General features: G+C 51.5%; 16 protein-coding genes. 9 read left to right on the top strand and 7 right to left on the bottom strand.

Going from position 1 to position 15605, the window contains the following annotated elements:
* Window positions 1-9 precede the first annotated feature (9 nt).
* From HV041_RS09350 to clcB, 4 genes are all read left to right on the top strand, one after another.
* Window positions 10-627 (top strand): DMSO/selenate family reductase complex B subunit, encoded by a 618-nt coding sequence (locus HV041_RS09350; RefSeq protein WP_121584618.1) that lies wholly within the window; start codon window positions 10-12, stop codon window positions 625-627.
* A gap of 1 nt (window position 628) precedes the next feature.
* The gene (locus tag HV041_RS09355) at window positions 629-1483 is read left to right on the top strand and encodes a dimethyl sulfoxide reductase anchor subunit family protein (protein ID WP_121584617.1); all 855 of its coding nucleotides are present in this window, start codon (window positions 629-631) and stop codon (window positions 1481-1483) included.
* 42 nt (window positions 1484-1525) lie between these two features.
* Window positions 1526-2140 carry a Tat proofreading chaperone DmsD gene (dmsD, locus tag HV041_RS09360; protein ID WP_116361219.1) on the top strand — a complete coding sequence of 205 codons (615 nt, stop codon included), beginning with the start codon at window positions 1526-1528 and terminating at the stop codon, window positions 2138-2140.
* A 120-nt stretch (window positions 2141-2260) separates the two neighbouring features.
* On the top strand, window positions 2261-3550 hold the full coding sequence (gene clcB, locus HV041_RS09365) for a voltage-gated ClC-type chloride channel ClcB (protein ID WP_182294207.1): 1290 nt from the start codon (window positions 2261-2263) through the stop codon (window positions 3548-3550).
* On the opposite strand, the gene bioD is transcribed toward clcB, so the two are convergent.
* The 3 genes from bioD to HV041_RS09380 form a co-directional block, all read right to left on the bottom strand.
* Complete coding sequence (bioD, locus tag HV041_RS09370; protein WP_005121161.1) at window positions 3506-4201, bottom strand: dethiobiotin synthase; 696 nt, start codon at window positions 4199-4201, stop codon at window positions 3506-3508. The two genes, clcB and bioD, sit on opposite strands and share 45 nt — an antisense overlap.
* Window positions 4202-4325: 124 nt before the next feature.
* The gene (mlc, locus tag HV041_RS09375) at window positions 4326-5546 is read right to left on the bottom strand and encodes a sugar metabolism global transcriptional regulator Mlc (protein ID WP_048212588.1); all 1221 of its coding nucleotides are present in this window, start codon (window positions 5544-5546) and stop codon (window positions 4326-4328) included.
* A 128-nt stretch (window positions 5547-5674) separates the two neighbouring features.
* A complete protein-coding gene (locus HV041_RS09380) occupies window positions 5675-6574 on the bottom strand; it encodes a LysR family transcriptional regulator (protein WP_048211718.1) in 900 nt (299 codons plus the stop codon).
* 107 nt (window positions 6575-6681) lie between these two features.
* On the opposite strand from HV041_RS09380, the gene HV041_RS09385 reads away from it, so the two are divergent.
* Window positions 6682-7935, top strand: coding sequence for an MFS transporter (locus tag HV041_RS09385; protein ID WP_048211719.1), 1254 nt, complete (start codon window positions 6682-6684; stop codon window positions 7933-7935).
* A 35-nt stretch (window positions 7936-7970) separates the two neighbouring features.
* On the opposite strand, the gene HV041_RS09390 is transcribed toward HV041_RS09385, so the two are convergent.
* Complete coding sequence (locus HV041_RS09390) at window positions 7971-8657, bottom strand: type II CAAX endopeptidase family protein (RefSeq protein WP_061067869.1); 687 nt, start codon at window positions 8655-8657, stop codon at window positions 7971-7973.
* 173 nt (window positions 8658-8830) lie between these two features.
* Between HV041_RS09390 and HV041_RS09395 the strand changes: the two genes are divergently transcribed.
* The 3 genes from HV041_RS09395 to HV041_RS09405 all read left to right on the top strand — a co-directional run bounded on the left by HV041_RS09395 (window position 8831) and on the right by HV041_RS09405 (window position 11988).
* Window positions 8831-10318: a carboxypeptidase M32 gene (locus HV041_RS09395; protein ID WP_182294208.1), complete on the top strand. Its 1488-nt coding sequence runs from the start codon at window positions 8831-8833 to the stop codon at window positions 10316-10318.
* Window positions 10319-10455: 137 nt separating this feature from the next.
* Window positions 10456-10896 (top strand): acid resistance repetitive basic protein Asr, encoded by a 441-nt coding sequence (gene asr, locus HV041_RS09400; protein WP_121584616.1) that lies wholly within the window; start codon window positions 10456-10458, stop codon window positions 10894-10896.
* A 270-nt stretch (window positions 10897-11166) separates the two neighbouring features.
* Entirely contained in the window at window positions 11167-11988 is an 822-nt protein-coding gene (locus HV041_RS09405; protein WP_048211723.1) for a serine protease, read from the top strand.
* Window positions 11989-12022: 34 nt separating this feature from the next.
* Here HV041_RS09405 and mdtI read toward each other — a convergent pair whose 3' ends face one another.
* Complete coding sequence (mdtI, locus tag HV041_RS09410; protein WP_040233868.1) at window positions 12023-12352, bottom strand: multidrug/spermidine efflux SMR transporter subunit MdtI; 330 nt, start codon at window positions 12350-12352, stop codon at window positions 12023-12025.
* Window positions 12339-12704, bottom strand: a complete 366-nt coding sequence (mdtJ, locus tag HV041_RS09415; RefSeq protein WP_161958620.1) for a multidrug/spermidine efflux SMR transporter subunit MdtJ — start codon at window positions 12702-12704, stop codon at window positions 12339-12341. The genes mdtI and mdtJ overlap by 14 nt, the downstream gene beginning before the upstream one ends.
* Window positions 12705-13112: 408 nt before the next feature.
* Here mdtJ and HV041_RS09420 point away from each other — a divergent pair, with 408 nt between their 5' ends.
* A complete protein-coding gene (locus tag HV041_RS09420; RefSeq protein WP_048211724.1) occupies window positions 13113-14147 on the top strand; it encodes an AI-2E family transporter in 1035 nt (344 codons plus the stop codon).
* 31 nt (window positions 14148-14178) lie between these two features.
* On the opposite strand, the gene HV041_RS09425 is transcribed toward HV041_RS09420, so the two are convergent.
* Entirely contained in the window at window positions 14179-15375 is a 1197-nt protein-coding gene (locus HV041_RS09425) for a multidrug effflux MFS transporter (RefSeq protein ID WP_121584615.1), read from the bottom strand.
* Between the last annotated feature and the right edge of the window lie 230 nt (window positions 15376-15605).

Below are 15605 nucleotides of genomic sequence, written 5' to 3' on the forward strand. Positions count from 1 at the left end.
GTGTAACCCATGACGACTCAATACGGATTTTTTATCGACTCCGCTCGTTGCACCGGTTGCAAAACTTGCGAACTGGCCTGCAAAGACTTCAAAAATTTAACGCCTGACGTCAGTTTCCGCCGTATTTACGAATACGCCGGCGGTGACTGGCAGGAAGATAACGGTGTCTGGCACCAGAACGTTTTCGCCTACTACCTCTCCATTGCGTGCAACCACTGTGAAGACCCGGCCTGTACCAAGGTGTGTCCAAGCGGCGCGATGCACAAACGTGAAGATGGTTTTGTGGTCGTGGATGAAGATGTGTGCATTGGCTGTCGCTATTGCCACATGGCCTGCCCGTATGGCGCGCCGCAATACAATGCCGCCAAAGGACACATGACCAAGTGCGATGGCTGTCATGAACGCGTTGCTGAGGGTAAGAAACCCATCTGTGTCGAATCCTGCCCGCTGCGTGCGCTGGACTTCGGCCCGATAGAGGAACTGCGTAAAAAACACGGCACCCTGGCCGCGATTGCGCCGCTCCCTGGCGCGCACTTTACCAAACCGAGCATCGTCATCAAACCAAATGCCAATAGCCGCCCGACCGGGGATACCACGGGTTATCTGGCTAATCCGAAGGAGGTCTAAAATGGGAAGTGGATGGCATGAATGGCCGCTGGTACTGTTCACGGTTCTGGGCCAATGCGTGGCAGGCGCGCTAATCGTCTGTGGGCTGGGTTGGGTTGCCGCCAAAGACGATGTTGTAAGGCAGCGCATTGTTCGCAGTATGTTTTTTCTTTGGCTGGTAATGGGAATCGCATTCCTGGCCTCGGTTATGCATTTGGGGTCTCCGTTACGCGCATTTAACTCACTGAACAGAGTCGGTGAATCAGCGCTAAGTAATGAAATCGCCAGCGGTTCGCTGTTTTTTGCCGTCGGTGGTTTATGGTGGCTGGTCGCTTTTCTCGGTAAAATGCCTGCTGCATTAGGTAAAATATGGCTGCTGGTAAGCATGTTGCTGGGCGTGGTGTTTGTCTGGGCGATGACCAACGTTTACCAGATAGATACCGTACCGACCTGGTATAATGGTTACACTACGGTGGCCTTTTTCATGACCATGCTTCTGAGCGGGCCACTCTTTGCCGCCCTGCTGTTGCGTGCTGCTGGTGTTCCTTTTAATGCCAACGTGTTCGCGGGAATAAGCGTGCTGGCGTTACTGGTGAGTGCAGGTGTGATTGTCCTGCAGGGACTTTCCCTCGGCACAATCCACAGTTCGGTGCAATTCGCCAATGCGCTGGTACCTGACTACGGCCGCTTACAGGTGTGGCGCATCGTCTTGCTGGCCGCAGGTCTTGGGTGCTGGATATGCCCGCTTATCCGCCGTAAAAACCCGCATGCCGCTGGGCTGGCGTTAGGTTTAATTTTAGTCCTGGCCGGTGAAATCATTGGTCGTGGTTTGTTTTATGGTTTGCATATGACAGTCGGAATGGCTGTTGCAGGTTAACTCTCGGGTGCGGGGCAACCCGCACTGTTCAGGATTGTTTGCATGACCCATTTTTCACAATGTGACAACTTTTCAACCGCAGCGCGCGTTCTGGGCGCGTTGTTCTTCTATGCGCCAGATAGCGCTGAAGCATCTGCGATGGTCAGTGCGTTAAAAGCTGATGGCTGGCAAGCACAGTGGCCGCTGCCGGAAGCTACGTTGTCGCCACTGGCTGCACAAATGCAGACAGATAGCGATGAAACGCTCCCACAAGCCTGGCAACGTTTGTTTATCGGCCCCTACGCTTTGCCATCCCCGCCCTGGGGTTCGGTCTGGCTGGATCGCGAAAACGTGTTGTTTGGTGATTCCACGCTGGCATTACGTCAATGGATGCGCGACAACGGCATTCAGTTTGCGCTGCAACAAAATGAGCCAGAAGATCACTTTGGTTCGCTGTTACTGCTAACCGCCTGGCTTGCCGAAAATGGCCGCCACACCGAATGTGAGCAATTGCTGGCCTGGCATCTACTGCCGTGGTCGGCTCGCTTTCTCGATGTTTTTATCGAGAAGGCGGACCATCCGTTCTACCAGGGGTTGGGTAAACTGGCACGCCTGACGCTGGCACAATGGCAGTCGCAGTTATTAGTTCCGGTGGCAGATAAACCATTGTTTCGTTAATGTCACCCACGGGCAGGACAGTTCCTGCCCATTTCCCGCTGAGTTTCGCACGCTGAGCTTTTGCTTCTGCGGCTAATTACCCGCAAAATAAGCCGTCTGAATATTCCTGTCTGGCAACCCATGCATCGTTTACATGCTTATCCTGACCTACGCACTCTGTTTCGGCGTCTGCTGATCGCCGCGCTGATTGGTATCCTTGCAGCCCTGGCCGTTGCAGGATTTCGTCATGCGATGCAATTGCTTGAATGGCTGTTCCTGAGTAACGATACGGGAAGTCTGGTCAATGCCGCGACAAATCTGCCGCCGTTCAGACGCATGCTGACACCTGCGCTCGGTGGTCTGGCGGCAGGACTCTTGCTCTGGGGCTGGCAAAAATTTAATCGTTTACGCCCACAGGCCCCCACAGATTATATGGAAGCCCTGCAGACTGACGGGCAGTTCGACGTCAGCGCAAGTCTGGTGAAATCACTGGCCTCTTTGGTCGTCGTGGCAAGCGGTAGCGCCATTGGTCGTGAAGGAGCAATGATTTTATTGGCCGCATTGGCGGCCTCATGCTTCGCACAACGCTTCACACCGCGTTCGGAATGGAAATTATGGATTGCCTGCGGGGCTGCTGCTGGTATGGCCGGTGCGTATCACGCTCCGTTGGCGGGTAGCTTATTTATTGCCGAAGTGCTGTTTGGCACGTTGATACTCGCCTCATTAGGGCCGGTGGTTGTCTCCGCCGTCGTCGCATTGTTAACCACCAATGCGCTTAGCAACAGCAACGCGCTACTGTATACCGTTCATCTGACACGTGAGCTGCATGTGCTGGAATATGTGATGATTATCAGCACGGGTCTGTTAGCCGGTCTCTGCGGACCTCTTTTTATGTGGCTTATGACCACCAGCCACAACGGATTTTTGCGCTTAAAACTCGCACCACCAGGCCAGTTAGCCCTGGGCGGGTTGATCGTTGGCCTGTTGTCGCTACTCACACCTGCGGTCTGGGGCAACGGCTACAGCGTGGTACAGTCGTATTTACTCTCTCCGCCTTTGCTCGCCGTCATCAGCGGAATTTTCATTTGCAAATTGCTGGCCGTACTCGCCAGTAGCGGTTCAGGAGCCCCCGGCGGCGTGTTTACACCAACGTTGTTCGTCGGTTTGTCGATCGGTATGTTACTGGGTCGGGTATGGGGGTTCTGGCTTCCGGGGGCGGATGAAATAGCGGTACTGTTGGGCTTAACAGGAATGGCCACACTGCTGGCGGCGACGACCCATGCCCCCACTATGTCGACATTGATGGTCTGTGAAATGACCGGGGAGTATCGACTGCTCCCCGGCCTGTTGATTGCTTGCGTCGTGTCGTCAGTGCTGTCGCGAACGTTACGCCATGACTCTATCTACAGACAACACGCTGCCGAGCATTGACAGACGAATATACTGAGAAAGCTCGCGCTGCTCGGCACGTGGCAAATAAGGCAATTCACCCATCAACGGTGCCGGTAATTTTTTGCTTAGCACGTCGATGATTTCGGCATAATGCGCCAATCCGGGGTTAATACGGTTCGCTACCCAGCCAATCAACGGCAGCCCGTCACTGGCAATCGCCTGTGCGGTGAGAATGGCATGGTTAATACAGCCTTCCTGAATGCCCACCACCATCAGAACCGGGAGTTGCTCCTGTACTACCCACTCTGATAACGGACGCAGATCGTTCATCAGACTACGCCAGCCACCTGTGCCTTCAACAACAACGTGATCAACCTTCTCACTCAGGCTTGCAAGTCCATTGGATAACAGGGTGTAGTTAACCGGACCACTATGCGCCACGCTGCTTTCGTCTTCGCTCAGCGCGATAGGGTTAATCGCCTCGTACGGCAGTTCGATGGATGACACACTTTGCAGCACCAGTGCATCTTTATTGCGCATACCCTCCGGGGTCTCTTTGCTGCCTTTGGCGACGGGTTTGTAACCCGCCACACGTTTACCCCCTGACGCCAACGCTTGTAGTAATGCGCGGGAAACCACGGTCTTCCCAACAGAAGTGTCTGTACCTGTAATAAAGAAACGCTTCAGCATCACTAACTCCACCGTATGCTCTGAAAATATAAGTCAGGAAAATAAAACAGTGGAGAAAGTCTAAAGTATGACGGCCAGAACCAGCTTGAGATAGCGCAATTTTTCGTACAACAGTTAAAAAATGTTAACCCTGTAATAGACGAATCAACAAAGAACCGTTATACATCGCGTCTTTAACGAGAGCGGCCCCTGCCATCGTCCCCTGATTAGAGAATTGCGTACTTTCGACAACAATGTGCTGGCTGTACGCCGGAAGCGCCTGTTGACGAATGCTGTCAGCAATCGTCGGGAACAAAATGTCAGCGGCTTTACTGAGTGGAGATCCTATCAATATCTTTTGCGGGTTGAACAAATTCACCATGATGGCCAGGATACGACCGACATGTGTCCCAACGCCGTTAATAATATCTTTCGCCAATAAATCGCCCTGCATGGCCGCCTGACACAGTGCGTCTACCGTCAACGGTTGTCCGTGCAGAGAGGAGCTCATTGACTGCTTCAGTCGCACCTGCGCCAGTTCCAGCACGCTGTCGACGCTGGCGATCGTTTCCAGACACCCATGATTACCGCAGTAGCACCGTTTGCCGTAAGGGTCCACCTGCGTATGACCTATTTCGACCAGGCTGCTGCTGCCTGCATGCAGTAAATGACCATCAGTGATCACCCCTGCACCCACGTTGTGATCGATGACTACCTGAATAACATCGCGCGCCCCGCGTGATGCACCAAACAGCGCCTCGGCCATGGTCCATGCGCTGATATCGTGCTGAATGTATACCGGCACGCCGGTATGCCGCTCCAGCGTTTCGCCGAGCGGCATCTCTTTGACGTCATCATAGAACGGCATACGATGTACGATACCGTTCTCTGTATCAATAATGCCGGGTAAGGTAATCGCGATGGAAGTTAGGCGTTCGAGTTTTTGCTGGTGACGAATAAAAAACTGATCAACTTGCGCAACAACCCGTTCCAGTAACGATGTCTCGCTGACCAGCGCCATTTCAAGACAATCCTCGACCACCAGTTTGCTGCTCAGATCGCGCAGCGCCAGGAAAATCTCGCCACGACTAATACGAATAGAAAGGTAATGCCAGGCTTCTGTTTCGACAACCAGCCCAACCGCCGGACGTCCGCGGTTACCGGCTTCTTTTATTTCCAGCTCCTGCACCAAATGCGCTTCCAGCATTTCTCGGACAATTTTGGTAATACTGGCAGGCGCCAATTGTGCCAGGCGAGAGAGATCAATACGCGATACCGGTCCCAGCTGATCAATCAGACGATAAACCGCGCCCGCATTGGTCTGCTTAATTTGATCGATATGCCCAGGCTGACTATCAGCAACCACCACTTACTCCCTTTATTTTCGCGCTCCGAAATAATCTGTAGACTATGGTGAAGCACTTCAATGGTTTCCGTCAACTTTTTGCTTAGCCTTGTGATTTACTGCACATTTTCGACCATTTTTAAACTAAATTAACCGCGCTGCACTGCGGCTAAAAGCTGCTGGCGAAAACGCTGCGCAGCGTGGCTTTGTTCATGATGCTTCGGCCACACCAACCACATTTCGGAGACCGCATCGTCTTCGGCAATAGGGATCCAACACATTTCATACAATTGCACCCGTTTAAAAGAGGCGGGCAAAATGGAAACACCCAACCCTGCGGCCACCAGTCCAATGATGGTCATCGCCTCACCGACCTCCTGGGCGATGGTTGGTTTCAGATCATAACGGCGCATCAGGCCGAGAATATCGTCATACAACCCCGTTCCAACATGCGGATCAAAAAAGACAAACGGTTCGTTTGCCAGCTCCGCCAGCGTCACCACCGGCTTTTGCGCCAGAGGATGTGCGCGTGGGATCATCGCCATCAGCGGCTCATGCAAAATGACCTCCCGCGCCAGCGTGTCCGGTAGTTGCGTATTGCGCAGGAGCCCTAAATCCAGTGTTCCCTCGTTGAGCGGGGCAATTTGCTCGCGCGTATTCATTTCACGGGTTTGCATATGCACCGCAGGATAGCATTGGCGAAAAAGAGACAGCGTATCGGACACGGCCTTAATAAACGGGGCTGATGACGTAAAACCGATGCGCAGTTCTCCCGACTCCCCCAGGTGTAATCGCTCAGCACGGGCGGCAGCCTCATTTACCAGACCCAGGATTTGCCGACTGTCCGCCAGAAACTGTTTTCCGGCAGCGGTAAGCGCCACGCTGCGGTTAGTCCGCGCCAGTAGCCGTGCACCCACCTGCTGCTCAAGAATCTGGATCTGCTGACTCAACGGAGGTTGCGAAATATTCAGTCGTGCCGCTGCACGACCAAAATGCAGCTCTTCCGCAACTGCCACAAAGTAACGTAAATGACGCAGTTCGATATTCATATCTTTAAAATATTATTTGAGATTATTAATATATTAGACAGAATATTGTGATTTTCATACTCTTAAGGCTGGTCCTGTAGACGTAATTGGATGAGCAAGGATTTCAAGTGAGCCGTACAACAACTGTCGATACCGCGCCAACAAGCGATGTTGATGAACAGATAGTTACCCCGCCGGATGGTTTTATCAAACGCGGAACATCCCCATTTATGCGCGTCACGCTGGCGCTGTTTTCCGCCGGACTGGCGACTTTTGCCCTCCTCTATTGCGTACAACCCATACTGCCTGTGCTTTCGCACGAGTTTGGCGTATCGCCTGCCAGCAGTAGTATTTCGCTCTCCATTTCAACAGCGATGCTGGCGATAGGGTTACTGTTTACCGGCCCACTTTCAGATGCTATTGGCCGCAAGCCGGTGATGGTTACCGCGCTGCTGCTCGCCTCTTGTTGTACGCTCCTTTCAACAATGATGACCAGTTGGCACGGTATTTTAATCATGCGTGCGCTGATCGGACTGTCACTGAGCGGCGTGGCGGCCGTGGGAATGACCTATTTGAGTGAGGAAATTCACCCAAGTTTTGTTGCATTTTCAATGGGCTTATACATCAGCGGAAACTCGATTGGTGGTATGAGTGGTCGTTTGATTAGCGGCGTGTTTACTGACTTTTTTAACTGGAGAATCGCGCTGGCGGCTATTGGCTGCTTTGCCCTCGCCTCCGCGCTAATGTTCTGGAAGATCTTACCGGAATCACGGCACTTCAGACCGACATCGTTACGGCCTAAAACGTTATTTATCAACTTCCGTTTGCACTGGCGTGACAGAGGACTTCCACTGTTGTTCGCAGAAGGGTTCTTGCTGATGGGGTCGTTTGTCACACTGTTTAACTACATCGGCTACCGTCTGATGCTGTCTCCCTGGGCGCTGAGCCAGGCTGTCGTCGGTTTGTTGTCTGTGGCTTATCTTACCGGCACCTGGAGCTCACCAAAAGCCGGCTCCATGACCACCCGTTATGGGCGCGGCCCGGTAATGTTGTTCTCGACAGGCGTGATGTTGTTCGGGCTAATAATGACTCTGTTTACCTCGTTATGGCTGATTTTTGCCGGTATGTTGCTCTTTTCAGCCGGCTTTTTTGCGGCGCATTCCGTGGCAAGTAGTTGGATCGGGCCGCGAGCCAAACGCGCTAAAGGCCAGGCCTCTTCACTGTACCTGTTCAGCTATTACCTGGGCTCAAGCATTGCCGGTACACTAGGGGGTGTTTTCTGGCATAGCTATGGCTGGAACGGCGTGGGCGGGTTTATCGCACTGATGCTGGTGCTGGCGCTATTGGTTGGTGCCCGATTGCACCACCGTCTGCACGCATAATCAATGATGCCCGAAAACCGGGCATCATAAACGTCTCACGATAACATAAACGTCTGGGCGCTAATCTGCAGAGCAATTACCGTACCGTTCATCAAAATATGTAGCAAAATCGGCATCAGTAAACCGTTACTTTTCAGCCTCGCCAGGATCAAAACCTGGGACACAATAAACAACATCAATAACGTTCTCAGATCCACATACTGTGTATGCATCACGGCGAAAATAGCCGACACCACCACTGACGACAATCCTGTTTTATTATTGAACCAGTACTGAAAGGCATTGAACAGGCAGCCCCTGAAGATGATTTCTTCATACACGGGTGCAATAAATATCAGCGTTACACTGGATAACCAAAGCGCGTAGCTGTTCAGTGAGACCTGGCTTGTCACCCATTCTTCGGTCTTTCTGATCCCCAATACCCAGGGCAGGACCAGCTGCACAATCAGCAGCGCAACAAACAATATGGCAAACCACCGGGCGTTGAATGTTCCTTTCCCGAGACCGTCTCTTTTTCTAAAGAAAACGTAATACAACGGCACCAGGACGACGAATTCCAGTGTAAACAGCAGCGGGAAAAGTAATCCTTTGGCGAGCAAGTCGTGACTGGCAGGGAAAAATAATGGGGAAAATGTGAGGCCGAACATCAACAAAAACATAGAGAAACAGCCAGCCACCGCTTTTGTCCTTGCGATATATTCGTTACTGACTTCCTGTTGCACACCTGCTCCTTGGATAAAATGAAATGTTCTCGTTATCTGAACAATACACAATCATGATAAAAAGTATCATTATCATTGACAAGCTACCAAAATTCCCATGCCTATGATGAATGGGTTAATTTGCGAAATCGCGTTAGACTCTGAAATCTGGTCCAACAGAACGAGAACAAAAAATGAGTAACAGCGATAATTACCATCAACTCACCCGTACGTTCCAGCGTCTCTCTCGCTTCTCCCACCTCTCTGCAATAGCCAGTTGGGACATGTTTACCATGATGCCGCCTGGCGGTAGCAAAGCCCGGGGTGAAGCGCTGGCTGAACTGAGCGTGCTTGAACATCAACTGTTAACCGGTGCCAATGTGGCAAAGTGGATCGCCGCCGCACAGCAGGAAGACCTGAACGATGTCGAGCAGGCCAATCTGCGCGAAATGTCACGGCTACATCATCAAGCGTCCTTACTACCCGAATCACTGGTAGAAGCGAAATCACTGGCGGGCAGTCGTTGCGAACATGCCTGGCGCAGCCAACGCCCGGCCAATGACTGGGAAGGGTTTGCTGAAAACCTGAAAGAGGTGGTTAAGTACAGCCGCGAAGAAGCCCGACTGCGTGCAGAAGCGAAAGGATGTTCGCCCTACGACGCATTACTGGATGTCTTTGAACCAGAGATGACCAGCGCCCGGCTGGATATTCTCTTTGCCGACATCAAGAGCTGGCTACCCGAATTGCTCAATAAGGTAGTGGCAAAACAATCACAACAATCGCTTATCGCCCCCACTGGTCCCTTCCCGACTGCAGTTCAGCGTGAGCTGGGCCTTGAAACCATGGCGCAGTTAGGTTTTGATTTTACCGCGGGACGCCTGGACATCAGTGCACATCCGTTCTGCGGCGGCGTACCGCAAGATGTTCGGATTACCACCCGCTACGATGAAAACGAACTGCTCAGCGCGTTATTTGGCGTCATTCATGAGACAGGTCATGCGCGTTATGAGCAAAATCTACCTCAGAACTGGTCAGGACAACCTATTGCCCTGGCACGATCAACCGCCATCCATGAATCTCAGAGCCTGTTCTTTGAAATGCAATTAGGCCGCAGCCCGGCGTTTCTGAAACGGTTAATTCCCGCAGTAACCCGACATTTTGGCAATCAACCCGCCTTTGAGGAAAGCAATTTCATCGCCTGGAACCAGCAGGTCAAACCGGGCTATATCCGCGTTGACGCCGACGAGGTTAGCTATCCTGCTCACGTGATCCTGCGTTATGAAATCGAGCGCGCGTTGATTAACGGCGACATTGAGGTCGATGATATTCCTGCCTTGTGGAATGAAAAAATGCAGGCCTGGTTAGGGCTCTCTACGATCGGGAACTACCGTAACGGCTGTATACAGGATATCCACTGGACCGATGGCGGTTTTGGCTACTTCCCTTCGTACACATTGGGGGCGATGTATGCAGCCCAGATTTTCAGTGCAGCTAACCGTGCTTTGCCAGGCTTAAACCACGCCATTGCGCAAGGAGATTTTAGCGCCTTGTTTGACTGGTTGCGCCAGAATATCTGGCAACATGGCAGTCGTTTCACGACCGAGCAGCTCATTACCCAGGCAACCGGAGAGCCGCTGAGCAGCCGCTATTTCCGCGCCCATCTGGAAGCTCGCTATCTGTAATCGTAAACCGTGAGTCATTGTACAAACGGTTACACGTCGAAACCAATGACTCACGGAAGCCCAGAGATTACAGCGATATAGTTATTTCAACGGCCCCGCAGTGGGGTTGAATGAAAAACCAAATCGAGGGTATGAGAATGAAAAAAGTATTAGCTCTGGTTGTTGCCGCTGCTATGGGTCTGTCTTCCGCTGCATTTGCTGCTGAAACAACTGCTACTACCGCTCCGACTGCTGCTGCGACCACGAAAGCCGCACCGGCAAAAACCACTCATCATAAAAAACAGCACAAAGCAGCTCCGCAGAAAGCGCAGGCTGCCAAAAAGCACGCTAAAAAATCCGCAGCTAAACCGGCTGTAGAACAGAAAGCTCAGGCTGCGAAGAAACACACCAAAAAAGCAGCAACCAAGCCAGCTGCAGAGCAGAAAGCTCAGGCAGCCAAAAAACACACCAAAAAAGCAGCAACTAAACCAGCTGCAACCAAACCAGCCGCAGAGCAGAAAGCTCAGGCCGCTAAAAAACACACCAAAAAAGCAGTAAAACACGAAACCGCTAAACCAGTTGCTCAGCCGGCTGCATAAAACATCTGTAGTAACCATGGCATCCCCCATGCCATAGCATACGGCGCTAAATCAGTCTGATTTAGCGCCGCCTTTCGGAGGGTAAAATGGTGTCACATTACCGCTTTGAGTTCATTCTTATTACCCTGATAATTTGCGCTCTTATCGCCATGCATTTTTATCTTTCCTGAGTGTAGTTATCTGATTTTACTCCCACTTTCCCGCCGTCCCGTCTATAGTATTAACTGAGGGTTTGCTGTTAATAATCATAATTCCCCACCAGAGTGTGATATGCATAAAACCATTGCGGTATTACTGGGTTCAATTTGTCTATTTCCTGTCGTTGCACATGCGGAGCAGCCTGCAACGACCATTGCTGAAGCCGATAACATAAAAACGCTGTTTTTTGGTCATGATGATCGTGTGAGGGTGACTGACCCTACACAATCACCGTGGGACGCTATCGGGCAACTGGAAACCGCCAGCGGTAACCTGTGTACGGCTACGCTCATTTCACCTCACCTGGCCCTGACCGCCGGGCACTGCTTACTCACCCCACCAAAAGGCAAGCCGGATAAAGCCGTCGCGCTACGTTTTGTGTCGAAAAAGGGTATCTGGCGCTATGAAATCCACGGCATTGAAGGACGGGTTGATCCCTCTCTCGGCAAGCGTTTAAAAGCAGATGGTGACGGCTGGATTGTCCCACCTTCTGCAGCTCCGTGGGATTTTGGTCTGGTAGTGTTACGTTATCCCCCCTCCGGGATCACGCCGCTACCGTTATTTGACGGTGATAAAGCCGCGTTAACCGCTGCGCTAAAAGCTGCTGACCGTAAAGTGACTCAATCGGGGTACCCGGAAGATCACCTGGATGACCTGTACACGCATCAGGATTGCGTGGTAACTGGCTGGGCGCAAAATACAGTCTTGTCGCATCAGTGCGATACGCTCCCTGGCGACAGCGGCTCCCCATTGATGTTAAAGACAGATTCAGGCTGGCAATTAATTGGTGTGCAAAGCTCCGCTCCAGCAGCAAAAGATCGCTGGCGGGCAGATAATCGCGCCATTTCTGTGACGGGTTTTCGCGATAAACTCGAAGCACTGGCGAAGGGATGACGCATGCTGCCCACGTTTGCGGGCAGCACGTAGATTAGGCAAGTTTGATCATTATCATTCCGGCCAGCAGCAAGGCGACGCCAATCCAGCCTTTGTTATTCAGGCGCTGACCAAAAAGCACCCATCCTGCGGCCAACGTTGCGGCGATCCCGAATCCTCCCCACAGCGCGTAGGCGACAGAAAGGTCGATCCCTTTTACCGCCTGGGACAGCGCACTAAAGGCCGCTAACACCGCCACCAGCGACAACACGCCATAAGCCTTACGGCGGAAACCATCGGAAAATTTTAAGAAGACGTTAGCAACGATTTCAAGAACGATGGCCATTCCAAGCCACGCGCCGTGAACCCACTCAAACTGCTGCATGGGTCACCTCCCTCCTCGCTTTTGCCGGCTTGCGGGTACCCGATTTGATCAACACAATGCCTAACACCAGCGAGACCAGTCCAGCAACTTTCATCGTGGTCAAGGTTTCGTCGAATAACAACACGCTAAACAGCGTAATAAATAAAATTCCGATACCTTCCCATAAGGCATAGGCCACACCAAGGGCGATTTTTTTAACGGCAAAACTGAGAAAAATATACGATAAGGCGATCATTACCAGCATTAAAATAAAGCCCGCATTACCATGGCCTACGCTGGCCCATTTCATTGACAGCGTACCGGTAATTTCAGCCGCAATGGCCAGACCTAATAATATCCAGTAAAACATGATGCTTCTCCTGCTTGAGAATATAGTCCTTTGGGCCTACTGCATGCAGTAAACCAAAAAATAGAATCAGATAGCTCAGCGCATAACGCCAGCTCAGGCAGAAGAAGGGACTAAAGCGCGTTGCGCCAGTGTTGCTCACCCGCAAGCAAGAAAGTTGAGGAGGTACGAAGAAGTGTAGGTAAACGCAAAAACATCCTGAACGTATTGTCCATAATATTACAATTATCCGCAGTGTTGCTTCTCATCATCGCGGATGATAATTGTCCTCGGTAGTTAAACACAGATGATTTGTATCATAGGTTCAATGCGAACTCAAAATCTTTTCACTTCTTTACCCGACTCGTTTGATTTTTGTTATAACGGCTCGAGGCAGATCACATTATTATATTGATAAAAAACTCAGGGATTCACATGGCAAAACCGATCATCACGCTTAACGGCCTAAAAATAGTTATTATGCTCGGCATGTTGGTTATCATTTTAACCGGTATCCGATTTGCCGCCGATATCATCGTACCGTTTATTCTGGCGTTATTTATCGCCGTCGTGCTTAATCCCGTAGTACAGCGCATGGTTAAGCTCCGCATACCGCGTGTATTTGCCGTGTCATTGCTGGTTGTTATTATTGTCATGCTAATGGTGCTGCTTCTGGCTTATTTAGGTACATCCTTAAATGAGCTGGCACGGACACTGCCGCAGTATCGTTCGTCATTGGTTATCCCACTGAAAAATATCGAACCGTGGCTACAACGTGCGGGGATCGGCGTTTCCGTAGACGAGTTGGTGAAATATGTCGATCCGAACGCTGCGATGACGCTGGTCACCAATTTATTGACGCAACTCTCTAATGCGATGTCCTCGATATTTCTACTGTTGCTGACCGTGGTTTTTATGCTGCTGGAAGTACCGCAACTCCCCGGAAAACTCAAACAAATGATGAGCCGCCCTCTTGAGGGAATGGCCGCGATCCAACGCGCTATCGACAGTGTCTCACACTATCTGGTACTAAAAACCGCCATCAGCATCGTCACCGGCCTGGTCGCCTGGGGCATGCTTGCCGCACTGGATGTCCGCTTCGCGTTTGTCTGGGGACTACTGGCCTTTGCCCTGAATTATATTCCTAACATCGGTTCGGTGTTGGCAGCGATTCCCCCTATTGCTCAGGTACTGGTATTCAGCGGTTTTTACGACGCGTTGCTCGTGCTGGCAGGTTATCTGGTGATTAACCTGGTATTCGGCAATATCCTCGAACCCCGCATCATGGGACGTGGGCTGGGACTTTCTACGCTGGTGGTATTCCTGTCGCTGATTTTTTGGGGCTGGCTGCTCGGTCCCGTTGGGATGCTGCTTTCAGTACCGCTGACCATCATTGTAAAGATTGCCCTTGAGCAAACAAATGGTGGTCAAAGCATTGCCGTCCTGCTGAGCGATCTTAACAAAGAATAAGCGTATGCCCCGCTATCGCGGAGCTGTTCAACTACTGTTTGTCACGGAACACCAGTGCGGCGCTCATCAGTGTGAATAGCGCAATAATCCAGGCCATGGTCCAGGGGGTGCCGTCACTCAATCTCGCCAGCAGTAACGATGAGATGATGCCACTGCCATACTGTAATGAACCAATCAGCGCCGAAGCTGACCCGGCGATATTGAGGGCCGCATCCAGCGCGGCGGCCGTCGACGTTGCTGCAATGATCCCATTCATCGAAAATAGCAGAAACACAGTGATGATAATGGCAATAACCCCCCCTATTTCCAGCTTAACCAGCAGTGCCAATGCAACAGCAGCCAGTGCCGCCAACATTGTCGCGTACTTAAGCAACTGTTCTAACGCGTGCCGTTGCACCAGCCGGCGGTTGACCACACTCATCGCCATAACGCCGACAATATTTAACGCAAATAACCAGCCATAATGCTGCGGATCGACATGGTAATAGCGAATGTAAACAAATGGCGAACCGGTAATAAACGCATACGCACCCACGTAATAAAAGGTCAGACTCAGGGTGTAGCGCATAAATCGACCATTGGTTAATAGCGCGCGGTAATGCCGGAATGCGCCTGCCAGTGAGGCTTTTACGCGTCTTTCTTCAGGGAGTGTTTCCGGTAACCACAGCAACGAGATAAACATCAGCACGCCAATGGCCACCAGTAACCAAAAAATAGAGTGCCAGGTGCTCAGTCGAATAATTTGCCCGCCAATCAATGGCCCTGCGATGGGGGCAATCGCCATAACCAGTACCAGGGTTGACAACATTTGCGCCGCACGAGTACGAGCAAAGAGATCACGAATCATGGCACGCGCCAGCATCGGTCCGGTACAGGCCCCCAGCGCCTGAAAGACCCGCCAGAAAACAATTTGCGTGATATCCGTGGACAGCGCACACCCCGCAGAACCGATGATAAACAGCACCATGCCGATGAACAACGGTGTACGTCTACCCAGATGATCGCTGATCGGTCCCCAGATCAGTTGCGCAATAGCAAACCCCACCAAAAAACCGGTAACAGTAAGCTCCACATTGCCGTTTAAATCCCCCGCCATGGTCGGCATCGCCGGGAGGTAGATATCGGTTGAAAGTGAAGTAAAGGCCATCAGGCCGCTGAGGATGAGAATAAAAGAGAGACCGGTCTGGCTTGCAGCAGCAGCCGGCAGGCACTGTTCACGTGTACGCATAGCGTCCTGTTATCTTAGGAAAAGTCAGGTGGCAGTATATACGGGGTGAATGACAGTGATTAGATAGCCGAAGAAGCATAGGTTTATGAACGCCAATCATGAGTAACGCCCTCTCCCCGCTAACAAATGCGACAACCTTCGCATTTTAGCCTGCTAAAAATGAATTTAGCTCATAGGTCTATGCTGATTTAACGGACTAATGGTGTGAACAGATTCTTGCTAATCTGCTG

The organism is Citrobacter sp. RHBSTW-00029 (assembly GCF_014104295.1).
Classification (GTDB): Bacteria; Pseudomonadota; Gammaproteobacteria; order Enterobacterales; family Enterobacteriaceae; genus Citrobacter; species Citrobacter youngae.

Excerpts from the sequence above, each read along its gene's own strand:
- bioD (WP_005121161.1), bottom strand. The coding sequence starts at position 4,201 with ATGCTGAAGCGTTTCTTTATTACAGGTACAGACACTTCTGTTGGGAAG.
- HV041_RS09380 (WP_048211718.1), bottom strand. The coding sequence starts at position 6,574 with ATGAATATCGAACTGCGTCATTTACGTTACTTTGTGGCAGTTGCGGAA.
- HV041_RS09395 (WP_182294208.1), top strand. The coding sequence starts at position 8,831 with ATGAGTAACAGCGATAATTACCATCAACTCACCCGTACGTTCCAGCGT.
- HV041_RS09405 (WP_048211723.1), top strand. The coding sequence starts at position 11,167 with ATGCATAAAACCATTGCGGTATTACTGGGTTCAATTTGTCTATTTCCT.
- HV041_RS09420 (WP_048211724.1), top strand. The coding sequence starts at position 13,113 with ATGGCAAAACCGATCATCACGCTTAACGGCCTAAAAATAGTTATTATG.
- asr (WP_121584616.1), top strand. The coding sequence starts at position 10,456 with ATGAAAAAAGTATTAGCTCTGGTTGTTGCCGCTGCTATGGGTCTGTCT.
- clcB (WP_182294207.1), top strand. The coding sequence starts at position 2,261 with ATGCATCGTTTACATGCTTATCCTGACCTACGCACTCTGTTTCGGCGT.
- dmsD (WP_116361219.1), top strand. The coding sequence starts at position 1,526 with ATGACCCATTTTTCACAATGTGACAACTTTTCAACCGCAGCGCGCGTT.
- mdtI (WP_040233868.1), bottom strand. The coding sequence starts at position 12,352 with ATGCAGCAGTTTGAGTGGGTTCACGGCGCGTGGCTTGGAATGGCCATC.
- HV041_RS09350 (WP_121584618.1), top strand. The coding sequence starts at position 10 with ATGACGACTCAATACGGATTTTTTATCGACTCCGCTCGTTGCACCGGT.
- HV041_RS09355 (WP_121584617.1), top strand. The coding sequence starts at position 629 with ATGGGAAGTGGATGGCATGAATGGCCGCTGGTACTGTTCACGGTTCTG.
- HV041_RS09425 (WP_121584615.1), bottom strand. The coding sequence starts at position 15,375 with ATGCGTACACGTGAACAGTGCCTGCCGGCTGCTGCTGCAAGCCAGACC.